At 40.3% G+C, this 25,016-nt stretch carries 23 protein-coding genes; 9 read left to right on the top strand and 14 right to left on the bottom strand.

The window, feature by feature from the left end:
• Positions 1 to 55: 55 nt before the first annotated feature.
• Positions 56 to 661: a hypothetical protein gene (locus GXP67_RS27825; RefSeq protein WP_162446155.1), complete on the bottom strand. Its 606-nt coding sequence runs from the start codon at positions 659 to 661 to the stop codon at positions 56 to 58.
• Between the two features lie 897 nt (positions 662 to 1,558).
• On the opposite strand from GXP67_RS27825, the gene GXP67_RS27820 reads away from it, so the two are divergent.
• The 3 genes from GXP67_RS27820 to GXP67_RS27810 all read left to right on the top strand — a co-directional run bounded on the left by GXP67_RS27820 (position 1,559) and on the right by GXP67_RS27810 (position 4,866).
• Positions 1,559 to 2,764 (top strand): sensor histidine kinase, encoded by a 1,206-nt coding sequence (locus tag GXP67_RS27820; RefSeq protein WP_162446154.1) that lies wholly within the window; start codon positions 1,559 to 1,561, stop codon positions 2,762 to 2,764.
• 24 nt (positions 2,765 to 2,788) lie between these two features.
• Positions 2,789 to 3,565, top strand: coding sequence for a LytR/AlgR family response regulator transcription factor (locus GXP67_RS27815; RefSeq protein ID WP_162446153.1), 777 nt, complete (start codon positions 2,789 to 2,791; stop codon positions 3,563 to 3,565).
• A 272-nt stretch (positions 3,566 to 3,837) separates the two neighbouring features.
• Positions 3,838 to 4,866, top strand: a complete 1,029-nt coding sequence (locus tag GXP67_RS27810) for an MBL fold metallo-hydrolase (RefSeq protein WP_232064632.1) — start codon at positions 3,838 to 3,840, stop codon at positions 4,864 to 4,866.
• A 25-nt stretch (positions 4,867 to 4,891) separates the two neighbouring features.
• Here GXP67_RS27810 and GXP67_RS27805 read toward each other — a convergent pair whose 3' ends face one another.
• Together GXP67_RS27805 and hppD are read right to left on the bottom strand one after the other, a co-directional pair.
• A complete protein-coding gene (locus GXP67_RS27805; protein WP_162446151.1) occupies positions 4,892 to 5,458 on the bottom strand; it encodes an acyl-CoA thioesterase in 567 nt (188 codons plus the stop codon).
• A gap of 92 nt (positions 5,459 to 5,550) precedes the next feature.
• A complete protein-coding gene (gene hppD / locus GXP67_RS27800) occupies positions 5,551 to 6,645 on the bottom strand; it encodes a 4-hydroxyphenylpyruvate dioxygenase (protein ID WP_162446150.1) in 1,095 nt (364 codons plus the stop codon).
• A gap of 278 nt (positions 6,646 to 6,923) precedes the next feature.
• Here hppD and GXP67_RS27795 point away from each other — a divergent pair, with 278 nt between their 5' ends.
• A complete protein-coding gene (locus tag GXP67_RS27795) occupies positions 6,924 to 7,340 on the top strand; it encodes a hypothetical protein (protein WP_162446149.1) in 417 nt (138 codons plus the stop codon).
• A 53-nt stretch (positions 7,341 to 7,393) separates the two neighbouring features.
• Here the strand turns inward: GXP67_RS27795 and GXP67_RS27790 are convergent, their stop codons facing one another.
• On the bottom strand, positions 7,394 to 8,329 hold the full coding sequence (locus tag GXP67_RS27790; RefSeq protein ID WP_162446148.1) for a Nif3-like dinuclear metal center hexameric protein: 936 nt from the start codon (positions 8,327 to 8,329) through the stop codon (positions 7,394 to 7,396).
• 225 nt (positions 8,330 to 8,554) lie between these two features.
• Positions 8,555 to 8,755, bottom strand: coding sequence for a hypothetical protein (locus GXP67_RS27785; RefSeq protein WP_162446147.1), 201 nt, complete (start codon positions 8,753 to 8,755; stop codon positions 8,555 to 8,557).
• A gap of 199 nt (positions 8,756 to 8,954) precedes the next feature.
• Here GXP67_RS27785 and GXP67_RS27780 point away from each other — a divergent pair, with 199 nt between their 5' ends.
• Complete coding sequence (locus tag GXP67_RS27780; RefSeq protein ID WP_162446146.1) at positions 8,955 to 10,052, top strand: cytochrome-c peroxidase; 1,098 nt, start codon at positions 8,955 to 8,957, stop codon at positions 10,050 to 10,052.
• A gap of 66 nt (positions 10,053 to 10,118) precedes the next feature.
• On the opposite strand, the gene GXP67_RS27775 is transcribed toward GXP67_RS27780, so the two are convergent.
• On the bottom strand, positions 10,119 to 10,520 hold the full coding sequence (locus GXP67_RS27775; RefSeq protein WP_162446145.1) for a response regulator: 402 nt from the start codon (positions 10,518 to 10,520) through the stop codon (positions 10,119 to 10,121).
• A gap of 500 nt (positions 10,521 to 11,020) precedes the next feature.
• Here GXP67_RS27775 and GXP67_RS27770 point away from each other — a divergent pair, with 500 nt between their 5' ends.
• Positions 11,021 to 11,650, top strand: coding sequence for a response regulator transcription factor (locus GXP67_RS27770; protein WP_162446144.1), 630 nt, complete (start codon positions 11,021 to 11,023; stop codon positions 11,648 to 11,650).
• A gap of 34 nt (positions 11,651 to 11,684) precedes the next feature.
• Here the strand turns inward: GXP67_RS27770 and GXP67_RS27765 are convergent, their stop codons facing one another.
• The 6 genes from GXP67_RS27765 to GXP67_RS27740 all read right to left on the bottom strand — a co-directional run bounded on the left by GXP67_RS27765 (position 11,685) and on the right by GXP67_RS27740 (position 19,484).
• Complete coding sequence (locus tag GXP67_RS27765; protein WP_162446143.1) at positions 11,685 to 12,041, bottom strand: J domain-containing protein; 357 nt, start codon at positions 12,039 to 12,041, stop codon at positions 11,685 to 11,687.
• A gap of 74 nt (positions 12,042 to 12,115) precedes the next feature.
• A complete protein-coding gene (locus tag GXP67_RS27760; protein ID WP_162446142.1) occupies positions 12,116 to 12,688 on the bottom strand; it encodes a hypothetical protein in 573 nt (190 codons plus the stop codon).
• 198 nt (positions 12,689 to 12,886) lie between these two features.
• The gene (locus GXP67_RS27755) at positions 12,887 to 13,654 is read right to left on the bottom strand and encodes an IS5 family transposase (protein WP_162441854.1); all 768 of its coding nucleotides are present in this window, start codon (positions 13,652 to 13,654) and stop codon (positions 12,887 to 12,889) included.
• A 359-nt stretch (positions 13,655 to 14,013) separates the two neighbouring features.
• On the bottom strand, positions 14,014 to 15,681 hold the full coding sequence (locus GXP67_RS27750) for an ATP-binding protein (RefSeq protein WP_162446141.1): 1,668 nt from the start codon (positions 15,679 to 15,681) through the stop codon (positions 14,014 to 14,016).
• Positions 15,682 to 16,006: 325 nt separating this feature from the next.
• Positions 16,007 to 16,927, bottom strand: coding sequence for a c-type cytochrome (locus tag GXP67_RS27745; protein ID WP_162446140.1), 921 nt, complete (start codon positions 16,925 to 16,927; stop codon positions 16,007 to 16,009).
• Between the two features lie 214 nt (positions 16,928 to 17,141).
• Positions 17,142 to 19,484 (bottom strand): patatin-like phospholipase family protein, encoded by a 2,343-nt coding sequence (locus GXP67_RS27740; protein ID WP_197901574.1) that lies wholly within the window; start codon positions 19,482 to 19,484, stop codon positions 17,142 to 17,144.
• Between the two features lie 462 nt (positions 19,485 to 19,946).
• Between GXP67_RS27740 and GXP67_RS27735 the strand changes: the two genes are divergently transcribed.
• Positions 19,947 to 20,540 carry a hypothetical protein gene (locus GXP67_RS27735; protein ID WP_232064629.1) on the top strand — a complete coding sequence of 198 codons (594 nt, stop codon included), beginning with the start codon at positions 19,947 to 19,949 and terminating at the stop codon, positions 20,538 to 20,540.
• 64 nt (positions 20,541 to 20,604) lie between these two features.
• On the opposite strand, the gene GXP67_RS27730 is transcribed toward GXP67_RS27735, so the two are convergent.
• Together GXP67_RS27730 and GXP67_RS27725 are read right to left on the bottom strand one after the other, a co-directional pair.
• A complete protein-coding gene (locus tag GXP67_RS27730; protein WP_162446139.1) occupies positions 20,605 to 21,057 on the bottom strand; it encodes a GNAT family N-acetyltransferase in 453 nt (150 codons plus the stop codon).
• Between the two features lie 75 nt (positions 21,058 to 21,132).
• Positions 21,133 to 21,933 (bottom strand): M48 family metallopeptidase, encoded by an 801-nt coding sequence (locus GXP67_RS27725; RefSeq protein ID WP_162446138.1) that lies wholly within the window; start codon positions 21,931 to 21,933, stop codon positions 21,133 to 21,135.
• Between the two features lie 307 nt (positions 21,934 to 22,240).
• Here GXP67_RS27725 and GXP67_RS27720 point away from each other — a divergent pair, with 307 nt between their 5' ends.
• Both GXP67_RS27720 and GXP67_RS27715 read left to right on the top strand, forming a co-directional pair.
• Complete coding sequence (locus GXP67_RS27720; protein ID WP_162446137.1) at positions 22,241 to 22,852, top strand: fumarylacetoacetate hydrolase family protein; 612 nt, start codon at positions 22,241 to 22,243, stop codon at positions 22,850 to 22,852.
• A 210-nt stretch (positions 22,853 to 23,062) separates the two neighbouring features.
• Positions 23,063 to 25,000 (top strand): M23 family metallopeptidase, encoded by a 1,938-nt coding sequence (locus GXP67_RS27715; RefSeq protein ID WP_162446136.1) that lies wholly within the window; start codon positions 23,063 to 23,065, stop codon positions 24,998 to 25,000.
• Positions 25,001 to 25,016 lie beyond the last annotated feature (16 nt).

The raw sequence follows: 25,016 nt of genomic DNA, 5'->3' as shown, positions 1-25,016 counted from the left end.
TACAGATTCGCAGGCAATAGTAGGTGAAGCAGATAAGTTTGTTATGTAAACTTGGTTACTGCTCAAAATATACCTGCATATTTCCTTGCCGCATTGTTAACTCTACTTCCTTCAGGATTATACGCTGCTGGGCATCTACAGGTATGGGTGCAAAATTTGAAATAATTTCAAAATCGAGCCCATAATGCAGCATGGGACTGGCATAAAAAATCTCAACCCTAACTGGCATTTTGTAAATAGTTTTACCGATGAAGCATTCACCTGTCAAAAAAAGAGTGCGGCCATTACTAAAACTAGTAAAATTACGCATGTTGGCCGGAAAATATACATATAATCGCAATCCCTCTGCAGAATTTTCTGTGGCAGCTGTATCTGTAGCAAACACAGCATTGAAAACCCGTAGATCTCTTGTGTTTTTTTGAGGATATACTTTATTCCAGGGTAACATAAACTCAAAGCGGCTTAACCTATTATTAAACCGGCCTTCCATTCCATCAGCACCAAACTCAAAATTTCCCTGTTTACTTTTAAGCTTAATTTCCACATGGTTTGCTACGGTATAACTGGTAGTTTGTCCCTTTACAGATATAAACGAAATCATTACCAGCAAATGAATACTAATCCAGGCAAACAGGAGTGGATGAAATGGTGGCCTTTTCATAAATGCAGATTGCCTAAGCAATGTTATATGTCAATGTATAGATGAATTATAATCAACTGGGATACACTCTGATTCAGATATAAATTGTCGTATTTTAAAGGTACATACTAAATAAATTCCGAACGATATACCGAAAGAATACAGTACTGATTAATCCGGAATTAAACCGAAATTAAAAGTTGATTAAAAGTGAGAGCGGGGTGATAGCCGGAAACGTATTGGACTTAATATATCTTAAAAAAATAATTCACTACTCTTTTAGTAAGTATCATATAAGATGCCACTAGCCTTTCTTTACTTCACATATTGGTCTGAGAAATGGCTGAATTACCTTCCGATGGCTTTCGGTATCTTTCATAGTTTACCTTTAAATGGCATAAAAATAATATCACACAAACAGAAAATCTTGATTTTAGTTTTCTAATCTGTTTATGTGATACTATTTGATGAACTGCAAGACAGGCAGCTTAACAGCCGGATGAAATCTGGTTGTTAAGCATCTACAAACTGTTTCAAATATAACAACTGTTGCCTTTCTCCAAAGTAGATTTCTTTGAAAAGCCATGATCTTTGTTTAGACTGAACATATACTATTTTGATCTGAAGTTAGGCTGAATAATTGTAAAGTATATCCTCCCAAATGGGACTTGCCTTACTTTTTTGAGATAATCTATTTAAAAGGCTCGTTATTTTATTCATAAGGTTATAGAAAAGCCTTGAAGGTGTGTGATTACAAAACAGGCATATATTTAAAGATATGACATACGCAAACATACTATTGATAAACAGGCACTTAGCTTTAAAAATTATTAAAAATACATTCTATGTTTTCAGATCAATTGGTACAAATAGCTAGTTAAGAAATCCGCTGGTTTGGAGGTAGAAGCTTATTTCATTATGTTTATACGACAGCATATGTTGTTGAATTACTTGCAAAACAATCAATTTTTACGACCAACCGGACTGATTAACAGGCTGCTGCAACCTTCAGGGATTTCACTCAGTACCAATCAATTCTGGTGGTATGCCTTTCTGTACTGGAGCTTTTTCAGTGTTATGTGGTCTTTTCAGGCTATGCTAGCCTGGCTGCTTACACCCAATGCCAGATTATATGTAACCGAACTCATCTACTGGATGATCGAATTCTTATTCTGGTGGGCAGTTACCCCGCTGATTATTTATTGCGCCCAGCTTTTTCCGGTTCTTATCAATCAGAAATCAGTTCAGTTGTTCAGGCAGATATGTATGCATGTGGTGATTGTGGCGGTATTGTATATGATTGAACTAGCCATTGAATATTCCATTCTGGGCAGAGCCATGGCCTATGAAAAGGGTGAAATCATTACCATTCGGAGAATAGCCCTGGTATTTGCTTTCAGTTATGGTACAGCTTTCTCACAATACATGCTACTAGTTGTTTGCTTTAACATATTTATGCACATGTACCGGTTTCAGGCCCTGCAACAACAGCATTTACGGATGGAACTTACCAATGAACAACTCAAAAGCCAGCTGGCCGGTGCCCAGTTACAATCCCTGAAAATGCAACTGAACCCTCATTTTCTGTTCAATACCCTGCATACAGTAGTTAGTTTAATTATTCAGCATCAGAACAAGAAAGCGGCTCATATGGTAACTTCCCTGAGCGACCTGCTCAGGGGCGTACTGGCTCGCAGGCAGGCTAATTTTCTGGAACTCCGGGAAGAACTGCAGCTAACCAGGCAATATCTGGCAATCCAGCAAATCCGTTTTGAAGACAAACTCCGCATTGAATATGCCATTGAACCCGAAGCAGAACAGTGTCTGGTACCTCAACTTATACTTCAACCCCTTGTAGAAAACGCTGTTACTCATGGCATTGCCGACCTTACCGAAGGAGCGCTGATCCGCATTGCCGCCAGACGCTCAGATAGTAACATACGAATTGAAGTATTTGACAATGGCACCGGGCAGAATCAATTGCAGCCTACTTCAGGCACTGGCCTCGGGTTAAGTAATACGCTACTCCGTTTGCAACAAGCATATGGAGAAAACGCCAGTTTATTATTCGAACAACCGCCGGGAGGTACCACTACGGTTAGCCTGCTCATTCCTTATTTATAACCACCAGCTAATATTTCTGAAACCATGACTCATTTTAGTACCATCATCATTGACGATGAACCAGCAGCGAGAGAAATTATCCGCACGTTCTTAACAGGTATGTCCCGGTTTACAATTGTGGATGAAGCTACCAATGGCAGTGAAGCAGTCGCAAAAATTCTGCATCACCGGCCAAAACTGATCTTTTTAGACATACAAATGCCCAGATTTGATGGCTTTACAGTGCTTCAGAAAGTATGGCCGGAACACAAGCCTGCCATTATATTTACGACTGCCTACGACCAGTATGCCTTACGGGCTTTTGACGTAAGTGCCATTGATTACCTACTCAAACCTTTTGATGAAATCCGTTTTAAACAGGCCATCGAACGGACCCTGGAAAGATTGCATGACCGCAATTCTGTAAAGATAGAAGCATTGCTCAACCAGCTGGTAACTGCACCCCAGCCACCTGCACAACAGGGATATTTACAACGGATACTCGTAAAAGACCAGAGCCGCATGTTTTTTGTGAACTTAACAGATGTGCTGTATTTGGATGCGGATGGAAATTATATTACGCTACATACAGGCAATACGAAGCATATCATCTACGATAGCCTGACCTACCTGGAAACCCGGCTTGACCCTGGAGAGTTTGTACGCATCCACCGTTCGCATATTGTGAATCTCGCCTATGTCCGTGAAATAGAATCGCTTTCTAACGGAGATTACAAAGTACTGCTTAAAACCGGACAGACATTGAAATGGACCCGTCATTTTAAAGAGAATCTGCAGGCTTTCCTGAAAAGAACGGCTTAGCCAAAATTCTAACAGAAATAATTACAGCCGCTTACAATATTTAGATCACTCAAACGCCTTTCATATAGGAGTTGTGCTTTCTGCTAGTGCAATAGGTAGCCTGCCAACTATTGGTTTAAACTTTTGAGTATAAAAGTAAATATTCACTAATGACCAATGACGATTGACAAATGACTTAATTCATTTTCATGTTTTTATTAAAAATATTTAAAAGAATCCTGCTGGGCATAGTTGTAGTTGTCCTAGGGTTAAGCTTAGTAACATTTATTGTAATGCAGCAAAAAACATTTGGCCGGAATCCCTCCGGAGATAGATTAAAACGGATAGAAAAATCCGCACATTATAAAAACGGCTCTTTTCAGAACCTGACTCCAACAGATGTCATGCTGAAAGATGCTTCCTATGTGAAAATGATCCGGGATTATTTTAATAAACCTGCCAATAATACTCCTCAGCAACTCATCCCCTCCCAGAAAACCGATCTAAAAAAACTTCAGTCTGCTACACCTAGTATTACCTGGTTCGGGCATTCGTCCTATCTGATTCAATCGAAAGGCGTACATATTCTGGTAGACCCTGTATTCAGCGGCAATGCCTCCCCTTTCACATTCTTTGGAAAATCATTCAAAGGTACTGATGTTTATGGACTGGCGGATATGCCAAAAATCGATATGGTCATTATCAGCCACGACCATTATGACCACCTGGATTACAAAACCATTTCGCACCTGCCTGCCGGAACTCAGTTTTACACCCCGTTAGGTGTAGGCGCACATTTAGAACACTGGGGAATCGCTCCGGATAAAATTGTAGAATATGACTGGTGGGAAGGCGGAAAAATCGGCGATTCTATTCAACTAACAGCTACGCCAGCCCGGCACTTTTCGGGAAGAGGACTTCAACGCGGAAAAACCCTGTGGTCTTCCTATGTTCTAAACCTGCATGGGTATACCCTGCTCATTGGCGGGGATTCCGGATATGAAAATCACTTTAAGGAGATTGGCAATAGATTCGGGCCCTTTGATCTGGCCATTCTGGAATCTGGGCAGTATGGGGAATCCTGGCCGTATATCCACATGATGCCGGAAGAAACGGTTCAGGCCGCTAAAGACTTGCAGGCTAAAGTTTTATTTCCGGTACACTGGAGCAAGTTTGCGCTGGCTTATCATGCCTGGGATGAACCTATTGAGCGGCTTATAAAAAGTGCTTCCCAGCAACAAATGAAAGTAACGACGCCACTCATTGGTGAACCAATCATTCTCGACAAACAATATCCGCAACAAAGCTGGTGGAAAATGTAATGCTATCTTGGAGTAAAGTTAAATATTAGATTTTTGGGATTTCGCCCACCAGGCAACGTTCCCCCTGCAATTTATGTAATTCGTCTTCTATCTGAAGATTGGTTTTGGCATTGTTGAGTTCCTGCCTGTATAGATTTTTTAATTCTTTGCGCTTAATCGATTCCAGAAAACGGCGGACATCCTCCCTTGTTTCCAGTTGCAGGCAGGGAACTTCAGCCAGGGTGCCATCTTCCTGTTTGGCAACCATGGTAAAGTAGGAAGTATTGGTATGTTTTATTTCACCAGTTTTTACATTTTCAGCTGTTACCCGGATACCAATAACCAGTGAGGTTCGGCCCACATAATTGACAGAAGCCTGCATTGAAACCAGATCACCTACCTCTACCGGAAGCCTGAAGTCAACATTATCTACAGAAACGGTTACACAATAATGTCCGGCATGTTTGGAAGCGCAGGCATACGCAGCCTTATCCATAAGTGATAATAAAATGCCTCCATGGATTTTACCGCCAAAATTGGCATAGGCAGGAATCATGAGTTCAGTAATAGTCGTACGGGAAGCACTTACAGGCTTACTTTCAGGTTTTGTCATAGAGCAGGTCAGCAATCAACAATCATTGGTCCGGCAATATATAATAAAAACCAATGCTATTTATCTGGCTGCAACTCTCTGTTGACAGTAACTTATAAATTCCCTCTGAGTGCCTGTTCACGCTCGATGGCTTCAAACAAAGCTTTAAAATTACCTTTTCCGAACGATTTTGCGCCTTTGCGCTGAATGATCTCAAAGAATAGTGTAGGACGGTCTTCGACTGGCTTGGTAAAAATCTGCAATAAATAGCCCTCATCATCCCGGTCTACGAGTATATTGAGGTCTTTGAGTGGCTGGAGGTCTTCTTCAATTTTTCCTACTCTTTCGTATAAAGTATCGTAATAGGTGGCAGGAACCTGCAAAAATTCGATTCCCCGGCGGCGGAGTTCGCCTACAGTATGTACGATATCATTGGTAGCAATGGCAATATGCTGTACCCCTGCACCTTGGTAAAAATCCAGGTATTCTTCAATTTGCGATTTCTTTTTACCCTCAGCTGGTTCGTTAATAGGGAATTTAACATATCCATTCCCGTTAGAAACCACTTTTGACATGAGCGCACTATATTCTGTTGAAATGTCCTCATCGTCGAAAGTAACCAGCAGTTTAAAACCCATTACTTCTTCATAGAATTTTACCCATTGATCCATCTCGCCCAGTTCTACATTGCCTACACAATGATCTACATGCAACAAACCAATAGGCGTAGTTGAAAAAGCACTTTGCCTGGGTTTGTAACCTGGGAGGAATGCACCTGAATAATTTTTACGTTCTACAAATGTATGGATAGTATCGCCATAGGTATGAATAGAAGCCAGGGTAACTTCCCCGAATTCATCGCTTACCGTTTGTGGTGCAGAAGCCGGACGGGCTCCCCGTTTGATGGTTTCAAAATAAGATTTTTCGGCATCATCTACCCACAAAGCCAGTACTTTTACACCATCGCCATGTTTTTTTACATGTTCGGCAATATCAGAGTCCGGAAACAAAGCAGTGGTGAGTACCAGTCGTATTTTATGCTGTTTTAATACATAAGAGACTTTGTGTTTTACACCGGTTTCAGGACCAGCGTAAGCAATTAGTTCAAAACCAAACGCTGCCTGGTAAAAATAAGCAGCCTGCTTGGCATTGCCTACATATAGTTCGATATGATCCGTTCCATTCAGGGGCAAAAAATCTTGTGACATAGTGGTAAGAGTAAATAATTTTAGAATGACAGAAGGTCTGAATAAATAAAAGTAATTCAGTAATTCAGTAATTCAGTAATTCAGTAATTCAGTAATTCAGTAATTCAGTAATTCAGTAATTCAGTAATTCAGTAATTCCTTATACGGGTAAAATTACATTTTTCAAGGGTTTTATGAAAAAGTTTACAGGCGTTTGGTATTTTTAACTATTTTCGCTTGCAACTGTTGTGAAGTCTATAGAGTTTTGTGATTCTAACCTATACTAACTATTTAATCTTATGGATGCAAAAGGTCTGAATAAGGCACTGGTCGCACTTGTTGAAAAAAAGAATGAACTCAGTGCCCTGACTTATAACGATACAAATTACGATGTTATTGAAGAGCAATTGCATGAGATGGAGGATTCTTTTATAGAAAAGTATGGAAAAGACCTGGAAGCTGCTTTGGAAGAAGTACACGATGAATATTGCTCAGATTCCGATGTATTGCTCCCGATTGCTTATGTAGCAAAAAAATACATAAAAAAAGGAACTGACAGCGATGTGGTGTATGATGTAAGCCACAAAGAAGGCGTATGGGTAGAAGCAGACAAGTTTCCCAAAAAAGAAGCCAGACTGGTGATTGTACCCAATCCGGCCCGGATTCTATTAATGGTTGGCCCAGATTATAAGCAGGAAGTCTGGCGGGCCAGCTAAACTGCCTGACTGAATATACTTAAGGCTGTTTCTTTGGCTGGAGCCAATACTAACTACATAAACGACAAAGGATTGTTGGAGGGAATGTGTGTTATTTTCATTCCCGGTAGTTTTTCACGGAGCCAGCCTGCCATAAACTCTGAGCCTGGTTCCTCGCTTACCGAATGTCCCATGATGATCAAGGACAAATTCCCTCCTTTTGTACGGGCATCTCTTACGTATTCTGCTACTTCCCATTCATGTATTTCGCCGCAAAGTAACACATCTGGTTTTTCCCGCATCATTGCCTGTATCGGTCCTTTTCCCATGGTTGCACCAGGATTGAGCAGTATTTTCCGGCAAGGCTTTGATAAATCTCCAATATACCGCACCTGGCTAATATGCAATTTATCTTTAACCTGACTTATGATAGCTTTCAGACTCATGGGGGCAAGCAAGGAAATGATACTGGATTTGATATCGTATTGTTTCTGCCAGCCTAATTGATTGGCTACACCAGTTTTTACACCATCCGGAACAAACGTATGGACATAATCGTGGTTACGCCAGATGGCAATGTTATGCTTCTTGAGAAGGTCTGCTTTGAAGGTATATACCTCATCCTGTGCCAGCCAGTCAGTTTCATCGAGATGATTGTAAAAAGTAGGTTCGTGGGCAATAATAAAATTAGCCTTTGCCTGAATAGCCTGTTGAATTACTTCCAGGGTAGCAAACATAGTTGTAATAATTCCGGTCACTACTATATCACGACTGCCAGATTTTAGGGTATCTACCGTTTTATCTATTGTTCCACCAGGCACTTCTTTTATGAACATATCCATAATCTGCCCCACCGTCCAGGACTGACTGGGCGGGAAAGAATATGCCTGTACACTATTAGATACCATCGGCAACAGCATAACTGAACCAATTGCTTTGCTTATGGTAGTAAAAAATTCTCTTCTTCCCTGCCCGTTTGCAGGAACAAAAAATGGGTGATGATTTGACATAGAGTTGGGTATATTTTCTTAAGAATAACGTGTTACTATAGCTGTTGTCGTATGCGCTCACTAGGTATCTCCTGGCAATAGATCATTATCAATTTAATTGTCATTAATCTTATTTTCAATGCCCTAGCCATAAATATTTTCCAGAACAGATATACCTCTTAAAACAAGCCAACCGGGCATGCACTGCTCCGGTTGGCTTGTTTTTAAATCATTTGCTACAGATTTCTAATATCCTTTACGGATTTTCTCTATTTTATTTTTATAGTTTACAATCTGCACCTTTAAATTTTTAGCTTCATCACTTTCAGGGTCAGCAATGGCATGATACTGGTCAATCAGGCGGTTACATTCGTTGATCATGGCCACAAACTGACTATCGTCTCCGGAATGTACTTTCAGTTTGCTCAGGTCGGTAATTTTCTTCATATCAGATATCGGGCGGATTGTTTTGGCATCCAATATATAGATTGAAACCGAAAGTACAAATATTGGTGAATAAATAATGTAAATCGCTTCAGGTCTCCGTAAAACATACTTCTCAGAAGGTAAGTACATGCCTGCTGTATCACGTAAAAATTTTAATAACTAAGCGGTTCTGTGTATATTTACATACTTTCATTCAAGTATGCGCTTTTTTTCAAAAAAGATAGCCCTATCTATAGCAATTCTTATATGGGTGTTTATCTTCAGTACGGCTGGCAAAATGAATAACATTGTTTCGCCTGATCCATATCCGCTTACGATTCCGCATAAGTTTGGGTCTACCTTTACTATTCCCGCTGATAATCCGCTTACTATGCAGGGCATTGCCTTAGGGCGTATGCTTTTTTACGAAAAAAAACTTTCCGGAGATAATACCATTTCCTGTGCGAATTGTCATCAGCAGCGATTTGCCTTTACAGACGGCCAGGCATTTAGTTTTGGTGTTGCCGGAAAAAAAGGACGCAGAAGTGCCATGTCGCTGGTGAATTTGTTATGGGCTAAACGGTTTTTCTGGGATGGCCGGGCTTCTACACTGGAAGAACAAGCACTGATTCCTATACAGGATACCCTGGAGATGCACCAATCTTTGGATGGGGCTGTAAAAAAACTTCAGCGGACTAAATCTTATCCCAAACTTTTTGAACAAGCATTTGGTACAAAAAAAATCACAGCTGATCTGATTGCCAAAGCTTTAGCTCAGTTTGAGCGTACCCTTATTTCTTCTAATTCCAGGTACGATAAGTTTCTCCGGGGGGAAATCAAATTATCCATGGAAGAAAAACGGGGTATGGACTTGTTTATGACGCATCCGGAACCTATCGAAAAACTACGGGGTGCCAATTGCGGAGATTGCCATGGAACATATAAAGTATTTATGGAGGGCTTTCACAACAATGGGCTCGATTCTATTGCCAGCGACAAAGGCCGGGAAATGATTACACAAAAGGAAAGAGACCGTGCCAAATTCAGGGCTCCTTCTCTCCGGAATATTGCCGTTACGGGTCCTTATATGCATGATGGCCGTTTTAAATCTCTTGAAGAAGTGCTCGACCATTATAATGAACACATCCGCCAGAGCAATAATTTAGATCCTTTGATCATAGAAGCCACTAATGAAATAAAAGGAAAATCACTTCAATTGTCTCCCTCCGAGAAAAAAATGGTGATTACCTTTTTACATACGCTCACGGATTCTACATTTATTACTAACCCGGAATTTTCCGATCCCTTCCGGAAGTGAGTTATTGGATTATTAAAAATATTATCGTTTGATTCAATTACCCATTCACTTCATTCTGTCCTGTCACTAGTAAAACAGCCTTTCTACCATTTTTTTTACTTTATCTTCTGTAATAGGTTTCACCAGATAATAATCTACATTGTATTTTGCCGAGAGGGCAACATCCTGCGGGTTTTCAGAAGAAGAGAGAATCACCACTGTAAAATCTTTTTCATATTTTCGCCTCAATTCGTGCAGAAATTCAATCCCATTCATTCTGGGCATATTAATGTCAAGCAATATCAATTCAGGAATTGATTCATTTGCATTCTTTTTCCGGCAGATATCCTGTATATAAGTCAGTGCTTCTTCCCCATCTTTGCATATACTGATACTATCAGACACTTCTGCCATGAGTAATACTTTCTCTGTTAGAAAAGCATCGATATCCTGGTCTTCTACGAGTAAGATTTTGTTAAACTTTTTCATGCAAAAAGGTTAGATAATAATAATTCGTGACAATAAAACACTCTCAGTACATACGTAGATTCATTAAAAAGGGTGTTATTTTCAGCAATCATAAAAAGAAATATGCTAAATCATAATAATAGTAACATATGTATTGGTCTGATGATGCCGAAAACCTACTATACTTACTGCGGTTAGTTTGATAGTAGAATAAAAAGCAATTTATACGTTAAGAGAATAAGCTACTATAATATATCTGTTCTTTACTTTGGTATTACCTGGCATACCCCATTATGGGTGATATCAGGCATGTATATTATACATAACTTTCCAAATTTTATGCATTTTTATACAATTGAGGTAGTTTTTACTCGAAAAAAATCTAAAAGTTTTCACCTAACCAGCCATCCTGCAAACTATAATCAGAACCATATTTTTCTGCCGTTGGTGTAATTATCTGTATTCGCTTTCTAAAAAGATAATACCTTGGAAAAACGGTATTCCTTTTAAACCGTTAACCTATGCCTTTGCAAAACATTCGAATCGTCATTGTGGAAGACGATAATTTGATCAGGGATGGCTTTGCGCTACTGATCAACAGTACCTATGGGTATACCATTGTAAATACGTATAATAATTGTGAAGATGCCATTAAACACCTGTCTGATGACTCCCCGGATGTGGTATTGATGGATATTGAATTGCCTGGCATGAATGGGATTGAAGGCATAGAAAAAATTAAAAAACTCCGTCCCAGGACCAATATTATTGTAGTAACGGTTTATGACAATGATGCCCTCGTTTTTCAGGCACTCTGTGCCGGAGCCGGCGGCTATCTCACTAAAAATATGCAGCCTGCCAGATTGCTGGAAGCCATTAAAGATATACAGGAAGGAGGAGCCCCCATGAGTACCAATATTGCCCGGATGGTGGTATCTTCTTTTCAGAAGAACCGGAATTCTCCCTTAACTTCCCGCGAAACGGAGGTACTTGAATTACTATCTAAAGGTAAAAGTTATAGTACGATTGCCGATGAGTTGTTTGTAGATAAGGAAACCATTCGTACCCACATTAAAAATATCTACTGGAAACTGGAGGTACATTCCAAAGCGGAAGCTATTGAAAAAGCGCTGAAAAATAAGCTGATTTGATTGATCCGTATCGATTAGCGGCTGTGCTTATCCTTTATTTCCCAGCTTTTTTCTCAAAGTAGGCATACGCTTCATTAATTTTTTGGGTAACAATCTCTGCGTATTGCCTCTTTTGTGGATTATTTGCAAAGAGGTCGGGGTGATATTTTCTCACCAGTTTTTTGTAAGCAGTTTTAATTTGTTCAAACGAAGTTGGAGGCGTAATTTCCAGGGCTTCGTAATATGACTTTTCCTTTGAAGAAATATCAGTTGGCGGAGGGGTCTGTTTTTTTTGCCCTGCCTGCTGCCTGGATGAGGTGTACTGCTGGTATTGCTGATCTACAGGAGGAAGTTTGCCCTCTTTGGATAGCATATTGGCCCGGATGATTCTGACTAGTTTTTCAAACAGCATGTTGCCACAAGAATTTTAGCTAAACTTAGTCAATTTAGACTAAAATTCTATGCTTGCTGCAGGTAATTATAGCGTTAGCTGGCTATATAAGCTCCTTCCACCGGGCGGTCTTCAATGCGCAGGAATTGCTCTAGTTTTTTCTCAATATAAAGCGCTTCTTCTGGTGTATCGAGCCCTGTAATGAGAGACACATTGCTATGATTATGAACTACTACCTGTACATCGTAGCTATAAATAATGCTGCCTCTATGTTTTTTAGTTTGTTCCAGAATATATAATTGTTCAATACAAGCTCTTTCAATCAATTTGTCGCCACTCCAGGGAAGCGGAACATGACGTACTGAAATTTCCTGATGGCTGGCTTTAATCACTGTTTTATTAAAAAATCCGCAGATGGCATAGTACATCAACCAGACACCAACCATTACATGTAATATGGGAAACAGTAAAATAATAACGGAAACATTACCTGACATCATTAGGGAATAAAAAAAGAAAGTAAAGCCATTCCAGAGTAAGGCAAACAACAATGTGCCCAGGTGTGCTATACTGAACCATCTTTTCTCTATTATGATTTCCTGGCTGCCTTCGCTCAGGCTGAAATTTCCGGGAAGAGACATTGCATAAGAATTTATGACTGTTTCCATAACTGTAGATGCTTTTAAATGTATGATACTATTTATCACATCTTTTTGCAAACTATCTCAAAATCAGGTTTCTGGTATGATGTGGTATATCCCACCGGATTAAAAAGGTATTTCATTATTATTTTGTATTTATAAAAAATCGTACAGGATTATTGAGGGAACTTGTGGTAAGTTCTACTTAGAGAACGTTTTGAAATATTATACTGGTTTTCTTTTAAGCAGTGTGTCAATAAAGGCTAATTGTAGCATAGCTTCCGAACTTTCTGTGCTTTTCTCAAAGTCACGGCTCAATCTACGCTTAAAATTGAGCCATCCGTAACTGCGTTCTACCACCCAACGGCCTCCTGCCGGCACAAAGCCCTTTACGCTTTCAGGCTTTTGTACAATTTCTACCTTCCATCCATAGTCTCTTTCTATCTCTTCTACAAAGGTATCTTTGTAGCCATTATCTGCTTTTAGTGTATGTAGGCGGCAAGACTTACCCTTCAGCTTAGCTGCTAACTCATAACCGGCTGTAGTGTCTGACACATGGGCGGCTGTTACATGCACAGCCCAAGGAATACCTAAACAATCCACTGCTAGATGTCTTTTTCTGCCATTCACCTTTTTGTTGCCATCTATGCCCTTGTCTTGGGAAGTAAACTGTACAATCTTTACACTTTGACTATCAATAGCTAACACGCTTGGCAAGGCTTGTCGGCCTGCTTTTTTTCTTTCTCTGATTGCTAAAAAAGCCAACAGCTCTTCGATGATGCCTCGCTTCTTCCACTGCCTGTAATGGTAATAAATGGTTTGCCAGGGTGGGTATTTACTTTCCATGTTGCGCCATTGACTACCTGTAGTAAGTAGCCATAGAATAGCATTAAGAATAACACGTTTGTCATGTTTGATTTTTCTTTGGTTATCTACTACTTCCTTGATAATTTCCCACTCACAATCAGTGAGTTCGAAGAATCTTTCTTGCATAAAACTTTTTGGTTGGACACCACAAGTTTACTCACTGATTCTTTCTTTTACCCTATTTCTATCCTTTCAAAACATTCTCTTATACTAGTGCAGGATAAATCTCCTGAGAATCACATATGACAACCCAAACCATAACAGAAGTGCATAGCTAAATATAGGCATTCTACTGGTCTTCAAACTATTATTTAGCAGATCTATCGCAATTATATTTCAATTAAAAGCCTTTATTGAAGCTACTCAATAGATTATTTTCAGATGCCATCAAATTATTTGGCTGTCTTACTATATAAAGTAAATAATGCCCATCGGTATGCGCAAACTGGGTGAGTTAAGCAAGAACTACCTGTATCAGCAGCTATCTAAAAACCAATTTTTGAGGCAGGTCTACCAAAAAACTCCTCTACACACATTCGTTCGAGCGCCGTTATACTGGAAGTTTGCCCGGTAATAATATTTTCCAGAAGAAATTTACGGACCACATTGTCTATTTGTCCTCCTGAAAAAGTATACCTGGAAGCTAATAAAGTGAGTTCTGCTTGCGAAAGTTCAGGCACCTTACTATGCCATATTTTTTCTCTGGTCTCCTGGTCAGGAAGTTTAAACTCCACTTTATATAGAAATCTCCGTTCAAAAGCCTTATCCAGATTAATATGCATATTAGAAGTGGCAAACAAAATTCCCTCAAAATCTTCGAGTTCCTGCAAAAGAATATTCTGCATACTGTTGTTCATCTGGTCTACGCTGCTGCTTACTTCTATACGTTTATTGATCAGCGCATCCGACTCATTGAACAGCAGAATGGGTATTTTTTCGAAGTAACTCATGGCTTTGCGGTATTCCGAAAAAAGCTGTTTGATGCGTTTCTCCGATTCACCCACATATTTATCCTTCATCTGGGCAATATCTACCATCAGAATGTGCCTTCCGGTTTGCCTGGCCAGGTTATAAACCGTTTCTGTTTTGCCGGTTCCGGGATCGCCATAGAGCAACACCACAATACCACTTGTAATGCCTGCATCCTTAAACTGCTTCATCACAGGCTGAAGCTTTTCTTCCTGCAACAAACTATTTAGTAATTTTACCTGTTTTTCCTCTTCTCCATTTAAGAACAAGGCTTTCATTTTCTCTGGTTGTGGCGCAATCAGGCGGGCATGTATCGTTTTATAGGTCCGTTTCCGTTCAAACAATTCTGCTTCTTCCCGGAACAATTCTTCAATTGCCTTATCAGTAAGCTTAATAGACCGGCCCATCAGAAAATAGTCGTTTTCAAAGCCAATCAATTCTTTCTGTACAATAATGGCTTCTTTGTTGAGCAGGTCTTTTTTAAAGCTTACTTTTTCGCTCATACTATCAAACATCACATGCAGCATTTCATTCAGGTCTGTATGTTCCTCTCCGTTGGCAAATTGAAAGCACAAATATAACAACGCACATGATTCTTTTACCGGCAAATGCAGTTTCTGGATATTGCTGATAATAGTTAGCTTGTTTTCTGTTTGCAGGATATACTGGATCTCCTCAAATAATTCAAGGCTGGATATTACTTCCCTGCGGCGTTCGGCCATCAGTTCATCTACTTTCTGTAACAGGCTGTACAAATTATCGGTACCAGTACTGGAATGCGGCATAAGTTTATTGGCAGCTACCGCCTGATAGGCTTCTTTGGTAATATTGAGGTTTACCGAATTTCTGCCCCAGTTATCGTCTTTGATGATAAGTCTTTTCTTTTGCAGACTTTTAAATACATGTTCGTTGCCAACGATAAAAAAAGGATTACAATCCAGGTAATGAATAATATCATTATAATATACACTATTACATACTACACGCAGGCCAAAAATAAGGCTAAAAAAGAGGGCTTCTTCCTGGGTACATCCAAAAAAATTTGCAATGGCAGTCAGGTCAGAACGGAGGCTGGCGGTAACTTTTTTCAGGTTCTGTTCGGATAGTTTAGAATCCTTGAGCTTATTAAAAGTCCGCTCAATCATTGTAAGCAGGGTGATGCCGGACTCAAGCCTTGATGCCATAATGGATGGAGTAAAGAGTTGTTTGAATAGCCGTAGTTTTAATGCTGTAAAATACTTAAGTATATACGGTATTTACTGGCAGAACGTCGATAGTTATATCCAAAAATTTTCTATTCAACTGATCCAGTAATGCTTACCCACTTTTCCTATATGGGGTAATTTTAATGGATTTTTCATTAAAAACCCTGCTTTTACAAGCAGGGTTTTAATATTTACACCTGTATTATATACTTTAATGTTATGGATACTAACATAAGTTTTGTGTTGCGTTGAATTTGTATGTAAAATACTAACAACAATCAACGAACAACGATTAAGCTATTATTTATTTAGCACTGGCCTGCAATTCTTGTTTTGCCGGTAAACTCCGCAGAAATAGGTAGATAGATTTTATTTCATCATCTGTAAAGTTTCTGGTCATTTCCCAGGGCATATCTTTGTTGTTTAACTGACGGCCATCAGGGCGTTTTCCGGTTTTTAATACAGTCATGAATTGGGTCTCGGTCCATTTACCTACATCACCGCTAGAAGTAATGTTAGCAGAAGCCTTCATACCAGGAATAGGCATCTCCTGTCCTTTGAAATCCTGTCCATGACAACCTGAGCAACTGACTGCCAGGTATTTTCCATACTCAGCCGTAATAGCCGGCGTTAATTTATCGGTGAATTCCTGGGTGTGATCAATTTTGTCTGCGGTAGTTAAACCTGCCAGCGGGCCTGCTACAAACAATACTCTGGCCAAGGGTTTGAGATTATGGTCAGGCAGTTCTTTATCCACCGGAGGAAGGCTTTTAATATAGCCAATCATATTGGCAAGGTCAGCATTGCTAATTCCCGAAAATTCATTGGAAGGCATTACTTTCAGCGGCTTTTTATCCGGACCCACACCATGGCGGATGGCTCTTACCCAGTCTTCAGCTGAGAATTCTCCGCCTACCCCACCTTTTCCGGAAGTTAAGTTAGAGGCAACAATCCGGCCTAAACCCGGATCATCAATCATAATATTTCCGGCCAGATCTTTGCCATGACAATCCTGGCAGCCTCTGGTAGCAATTACGTGGCCACCTTTGGCAATACTTTCAGCATCTGTGGGAATGGTTAAATGCGCAACGTCTACATCATAAGTTTTGCTAAGTCGTTTTTCAGTAATAAAATAAATAACTGCATACGCTACCACTAATAGTACTACGAGGGCAGCTAATGACCTTAATGTCCATTTGAGGACCTTACGGAAGGTACTTTTCATATTAAATTTTAAATCGTTAAAGTGTAGATGGATGGAAAACAACAGAGGTCTTACCCTGTTTTTTGAGCTTTATGAAGGACATTGCTGTGCAGTAACCCCATGTACCCAGGATTTTTTATGAGTGGACGAAAATCAGTATCTCTGAGATATAGGATACCAGTATATAGTAGTGAGAACTCGTAAATCAGAACTTCAACCTTCTAAAAAAAATCTGCTACTCAATCACTTTCTGTAAAGAAGTACGTTTGGCTAATTTAGGATTCAATAATTCGCTTTGCTGATTGAGCAGATATCCGAGTTGAGCGATGGCTTGCTGGTTGCTTGGCTTAAAAATAGTAGCCGATAAACTCGCTTTTTCACGGTCGGTAAGGTGCCAGCTTAGCGAGGCTCTCTCAAATTTCCGCCGGCTGGCAGTATCCGAAGGTAAAGTACTTGCTGCATATTGAGGCGAAAAAAACACATCATACTTTAACTCAACCCGGCTGATCTTACCTTTAAACCATCCTCTGGCAAAATCAAGGCTATTGTCGTTGTTGATATCCTGCAAATGATTCCAGTTGTGATACAAACTGCCAATAGGCGTGAATATTTTATCATATAGGGATTTAACCGTATTTTTTTCAATGCCATGTTCTTTGGGCGTATCCCGGATGGTGAGGAAAATCACCCCGGAAGTATTCTGATTGATCCATTCCCTGAAAATGTACAGGAACCGAACGGCATCCGACACGCCAAAGTTATCCGACAAACCAGCATCCATTACCTCCATTACCGGTTCGCTTGGCAAGGCTACATTGGGCGTAATATATGGGAAAGTAGCATTCATCCGCAGGGCGCTCAAAAAACGCAGATTTCCTGCCTCCTGGGTTTCATAAAAACGTAAAAATTCAATACCCTTGATCGAACGGTTTGTCTGCGTAAGCACCGGCGTATTCATGTAGGAAATATGCTGCGGCGAAATGTATAATTTACGTCCATCGTTTACCACGGTAGGCGCCATAAATAACATCGGAATTTTCGCCAGCCTTTCTGGTTCCCGGTAGGCCAGTATGGATTTATTCAGTACTCCTTCCGTGTTTTTATTCAACTGTTGTTCGAAAGCATATCCCCTGTCTTTGTAATAGCGGTGTCCGCCGTAGGTAAAGGTTTCGAACTTGAACAACAGGTCGCTTACTACCAGGCTAAAAGCAATGGAATTGAGGTTGTCTTTAGAAATATTATTTAAATACTGTTCGCTATACCGGTTAATAGCCGGATTATTTTGTTGCTGTAAATACAATTCCCTGAAATAACTTGCCCCCAGCAAACCTCCGGAAGCACCGGTTATCAACATGGTATGCTTTAACAATGCACCATTCACCAGACTATCAGCCACCTGTAATGAACGCATCGTCCAGACGGCAGCCCGTTGACCTCCTCCACTGGTGCATATAAATACCATTTTAGGTTTGGTTTCCTGCGGGAATTTGTTCCTCCAGCGTCTCAGGATAGACAGTGTAGAATCTATATCTGTTTTCAGGTTATGTGGATTACTCAGATTCCTTACGGTTTTCAAAGAATAATCGGCCTTAGTGCCAGTATAACTCAATCCATAGGCTTCATATTCGGTTTGTAATACATTGTATTTTATGAGCAGGTTCAGAATGAGCAGCAAGCTTATAAAAACCGTTACCGACCATTTTCCAGACCAGTAGGCAATAGCTCCGGCAAAAAGTACCGCCATGGTAAATAGCAGCAGAATGCTGGCACCAGCCGGAATCTGAAAGCCTGGTTTATCCCGGAAAATACTCAGCAATATGACCAGCACAAATACAAAGCATTGAATAATAAATGCATTCAAGTGATTCTGTTTCAATACTTTCAGCGCAGCAGGCAGATCCATCAGGTCGTTATCCGCTTTCACAAACTTCAATCTGGAAGTAAAAAAATATTCCACCCGGATACGGTTGCGGCGCACCTGGTCAACCTTTTTCATCACATTGGTGCGGCTGATCCGGCGTTTTCCCCGCAACTGGTTATTAACGGTGCCGGCCAGTACTTTAAAAATATCTTTATTGGTGCTGATAAAATAATAGAATAACAGCGACATAGTTAAGGCTGTACCAAGTAGCAAGCCGAAAGCCTCCCACAAAATCTCTCCTGCCCTTACAAACTCGTTGGCCAATTGAAACCTAACGAAACAAATCAGATATGTTACTACAAAAGCGAATGGCAATACACTGTTATTGACGCAGAATTTGGTAAAAGGGCTGGTTTCGTTACCTAAAAATCCGAACCGGTGAGCATCCAGAATATAGCAGGTAATATGATAGGCCATTATAAAACCGCCAAGCGAAACGCCCAGAATGAACAAACCTGTAAAGCCTACCTGATGATTGTATTCCGGATCTAAAAACAAGTAAGGAATACCGAAAATTGTACCGGCCTGTTGCAATACAATCCCAAAGAGAACAATCCAGAAACACAGCAGCCACAGGTTTTTTTTGCTATGCAGAATGAGCAGTTGGGTAGGAAATGAATACCAGACTTTGTTCCGCAGAAGCAATAGTTGTTGCATCAAGAAATTTTCTTTCCATTCATACATTGATTGAATAAAAAACTGTGGAGGCCGCATCCGCATTGATTCGCTAATTAATTTAATCTACTGATTATCGGACATCTTCACAAATAACCCTCTGAGTCCTGATTCCTTCCTTCGTAATGTTTGTGTCTGAAATTTAAGGATTTGCCCTATTTGGATTTACTCGCCGGGATGATCAGTCACTTATGTTCCTTCAAAAGTTATTCCAGGTATTAATTGTACTGGTCAAATTAAAAATATAAATTATCTGTGGAAGGTAGATTTTGAAAGATAAAAGCCAGCAGGCAGGATGAGAATATTAAAAGATTCTTGCTGTAAGCATATTCCAGTTAAAAATAATTCTAACTTCTAACTTCCATTTTCTAATCTTTATTTACCAAATAGGTTTGTATAACCCATTCTGAACAACTATATTTTGCTTTTAAACAAATTACACCTATGAGACATTTTATAATGGCACTGTTTTGTAGCGGGCTGTCAACTGCCGCTTTTTCACAAACTGCTTCTACTCTTCCTTCCGCAGAAGCACAAATTAAAGCAGCCGTACTGGCCGCACCAGCCGATAAACGAGCCGGAGCTACGGTTTATGGATATACACAGAAAGGATTTGAAGTGCTGCGCAAGGGTACTAACGAAATGATCTGTCTGGCAGATGATCCGGCGCAAAAAGGACTAAATGTGGTCTGCTACCACCGTGACCTGAATACATTTATGGAACGGGGACGGCAACTAAGAAAGGAAGGAAAGAACCAGCAGGATATTTTTGATACAAGAGAGAAAGAAGTAAAAGATGGAAAACTAGCGATGCCCAAACAGCCTTCTACTATGTTTGCCTATTCAGCCTCCGAGGAAAACTTTACCCCGGCTACCGGTGATGTAAAAGAAGGCTACCTGCGCTATGTGATTTATATTCCCTATGCTACCGCCGAAAGCACCGGTCTACCTTTACGTCCTGAAGCACCAGGAATGCCCTGGATCATGCATGCTGGTACTCATGGTGCCCATATTATGATCAATCCACCCAAAAATTAATTTCCATAACTAAATAACATATGCTGTTTATGAAAAGCAAGATTATCCGACCGGCATTAGATACTTACCAAAGCAAATGATGCCGGTTGGATGTTTCAAAACCAAGCTTTTTATACAATTTCAAAGCCCTGGTATTATAGGGAATAACTTCCAGTTCGAGGGCAACGGCGTTATTAAATTTAGTATCATGAAGGTATTGTATAAAATGGGTAGCGATGCCCTGGCTGCGGAATTCCGGTACAATATAGAGTTCATCAATACTAAGTACAATTCCACCATATTCGTTGCTCCAGAAATTAATCAACACGGCATATCCTATGATCTGCTTCTCAAATTCAAATACCAGAATGGTTCCATAATCTGGATGTGCAGATAGTTGCTCAAAAGTACGGGAGATATGTGCTTCTGGCAGAGGATGGCCTTCCGGATCTTCGTCGTACAAGGCTTTAATCATTTGGGTTACCAAGGGTCGTTCGGGTGCCTGCATCGGGCGGTAATGGATATTATTAACAATCATAGGAACAAACTAAGACAAAAAAGCCACGCCTTAAAAGACGTGGCTATGGTTTTTTAATACGGATTATCAATTTACTTATACGCCGCCTTTGTTATAATATTTCATGGCTTTGGGAATCAGCTTTTGCAAATCTTTGATACGGGTTTCACTGGACGGGTGGGTAGATAAAAACTCAGGTGGTGCTTGTCCCTGGCTGTTTTTAGCCATTCGCTGCCAGAAAGGAACAGATGCATTCGGGTCATAGCCGGCCATTGCCATAAATATTAGTCCGATGTGGTCGGCTTCAGATTCCTGGTTACGTCCATAGGCCAGAATACCAAGCTGGGTACCTACACCAGCAGCCTGTAATAAAAGCTGATTCGTCAATGTCGGATTCTGCCCTACTGCGATAGAACCAGCCTGTAATAAACCATTGGCCAGTAATCCCTGACTGGCACGTTCGTTTCCGTGAGCAGCTATGGCATGAGCAATTTCATGTCCCATTACTACAGCCAGGCCTTCTTCATTCTGGGCAATCGGCAGAATACCAGTATATACTACCACTTTTCCACCGGGCATACACCAGGCATTCACCGTATTGTCTTCTACCAGGTTAAATTCCCATTTAAATCCTTGCAGCATTTCGGTAAGGTTGTTTTGCCGCATGTAGGTTTCCACAGCCCGCTGGATACGGGTGCCAACTTCCTTCACCATAGCCGTTTCTTTACCATTACGAACTACCTTATTTTCTTGCAGAAACTGGGTATACGCCTGGAAAGACATGGCATTCAATTCTGAATCGCTTACCAGTTTTAATTGCTTCCGGCCAGTAATGGGTACTTCGGCGCAGCTCACCATGGTCCAGATCAGCGTAAAAGCTAATATTATCTTTTTCATATGCTTGTTTAAATTACAGGTTTGGTTTTACATAAATGAATTATTTAATACGGATATATTTTACTTTTGTATATCTACAGATGTACTTTTGTAGTGTATATTACGCTATTCATGTATACAATCATCAGACCAGATTTACTTCAACCTTCAAAACTGCTTTCCATGCTATGTTTACCTAAAATAATGCCAGCTCATGCAAGTGAAAATACTTACTGTATACGTGCAATTTGAATGGATGTCTGAAGCCTGATAAGGAGGTAATCGCCATAAAATTATTCTTTAAAACATCAAAACAAATTCATAACCCATGAAAATATTTGCAATCGGCAGAAACTACGCAGAACACATCAAAGAATTAAATAACGAGCGGCCCGACGAGCCGGTTATTTTCACAAAACCAGATACTGCTATTCTGAAAAATAACGAACCTTTCTATTATCCTGGTTTTTCAAAAGACATACACCACGAGGTGGAAATCCTGCTGAAAATTGATAAAGAAGGCAAAAATATTGATGAGAAGTTTGCCAGCAAATATTATAAAGAAATTGGCATAGGCATAGATTTTACGGCCAGAGATCTGCAGCAAAAAGCCAAAGATAAAGGCCTGCCCTGGGATATTGCCAAAGGATTTAATGGCTCTGCTCCTATCTCTGAGTTCATTCCTTTAGACCAGATTAAAGACTTACATAACCTCAATTTCAGCCTGAAAGTAAATGGGGAATACCGGCAACAAGGAAATACCAGCCTGATGCTGTTTAGTTTTGATTACATAGTGGCGTACCTCTCGAAGTTTTTCACCCTTAAGAAAGGTGATATTATTTTCACTGGTACGCCCAAAGGAGTAGGTCCGGTTAAAATCGGAGATAAGTTGGAAGCCTTTATTGAAGATAAGTCTTTTCTATCTTTTGAAGTGAAATAAAAATGGGCAAAAACCGGAAAAAAGTTACGCCTCAAAGAAACTAATTTTCCCACGAATAAAGTATTAGTATTAAACCGTGTTCATAAAATGAATAATTTGGACCTGATTTGTGCATGTATACCCTGATGAGAGAGGAAGAAAATTAAGTCGATCAGGAAACCGCACAAGCCAGTTCAATTTCATTTTACACGTATCACTTAGTCTGTCTGGATGAATCGTATTCCTTGTATAGTCATATATCAGGCAAGAAATCTGTTTGGTTTCTGCCTGCTCGTTTGGTTCGCTTTGGGGGTTAATTCTCCGTCTGTTGCTCAGAAAAATCCCTATCCCAAAGGATATTTTATGTTTCCTATTAAACCTGGCCAGACCAATTTTCTGACCGGAAATATGGGCGAACTCCGCAGTAATCACTTTCATGGCGGACTCGACATCCGCACCGACGGACGGGAAGGATTACCGGTATATGCAGCAGCAGATGGCTATGTAGCCCGCATTAAAGTGACCACCGGTGGGTATGGAAATGCGCTGTATATCGTCCATCCGAATGGCTATATGACGGTATATGGGCATTTAAAAACCTATAATAAAGTACTGGGAGATTATCTGCGCCAGCAGCAATATGCAGGTAAAACATTTGAGATTGACGTAGTTCCTGCCAAAAACCAGTTCCCTATAAAAAAAGGGGAAATTGTAGCCTATTCAGGCAATACCGGAGGTTCAGGCGGACCTCACTTACACTTTGAGATCAGAGATACGCTGGATAACCTGCTGAATCCCTTATATTTTGGTTTTACAGAAATAAAAGACAATACCCCTCCTACTATAAGTAAATTGGTGGTGCGTACTCTTGATGTACAAGCCAGGGTGAATGATGCCTTTGGAAGAACAGAATTTACACCGCAAAAATCAGGAACTAGTAGTTTCACCATACCTCAAGCCATTCCGGTATGGGGTCAGGTTGGGTTTGAACTGCTGGCTTTCGATATGTCAGATGGCACTCATAACAAGAATGGGGTTACTTGCATAGAAATAAAAGTGGATGGAAAAGAAATCTATTCACACCAGCTGGAAATAATCCCTATTGAACTGAACCGCCACATCAATACCCATATTGATTATGAACTTTCGCAATATTCCAGTAACCGCTTTCAGCGTTGTTATGTAGCCGATGGCAACCGGCTGGGCATTTATAAAACTACCCCCCAACGGGGAAGAATTACGATTAACGACACAAAACCACATCAGGTAACGATTGCCATGTGGGATGCCCACCAGAATGTATCCAGACTAAGCTTTACACTCAAAGGAACTCCTCCTACCCCCCAACCTGCCGTACTTAAACCTGTGTCTTTGCAGACCGGCATTGAATCTGTATTGTTTGAAAATACATTAAAAATCAGTGCCAAAAATCCCGGCCAGGACAATCAGGCAGTTCTATTTAGCGGAAGTAAAACGCAGCCACTCACACCATCTTATTTTAAGAACAATGAAGCTATTTATTTGTGGGACATGCGGAAAGGACTCCCGGATTCTGTTCAGGTAAATGGTGTTGCGGAAATTTACAATTTTAAAAAGCTGATTGCTTCCGGCAGAAAGGAAGCCTATGAACGGGATTCTTTATGGGTAACATTTCCTGCAAGCGCTTTGTACGATACCTTATATCTGGAAGCAGGGCGTAAAGAAGATATTTTCCAGGTGGGAAAATTTACTACACCTCTTCACGAAAGCATTGATATTCGTATTACCCCAGGCCAGGCAGTACCGCAGGAAAACCGAATCCGCACTGGCATATATTATGTAAAAGGCAAAAGTCTTTCCTACAGAGGAGGCACCTGGACAAATAACCAGATCAGTTTCAAGACCAGGGAACTCGGCAGTTTTACCATAGCTACTGATACAGTGCCGCCACTGGTGAAACTCAATACCAAAACGCCTCAAAAATTTACCTGCAAAATCAGCGATAATTTGTCGGGCATTTATAGCTTTTCAGCTACCCTGAATGGACAATGGATACTGATGCAATACGATTACAAACAAAACCTAATCTGGTCGGACCCACTCGATACCACCCAACCTTTAAAAGGCAAACTGGTAGTAGAAGTAGTAGATAATGCCGGCAATAATACCATTTTTGAAACTAATTTGTGATTTTTCCGCCCGACTG

Source organism: Rhodocytophaga rosea (assembly GCF_010119975.1).
Taxonomy (GTDB): domain Bacteria; phylum Bacteroidota; class Bacteroidia; order Cytophagales; family 172606-1; genus Rhodocytophaga; species Rhodocytophaga rosea.
Note: the sequence above shows the minus strand (reverse complement) of the source record. Positions and strands in the feature narration are given on the sequence as shown.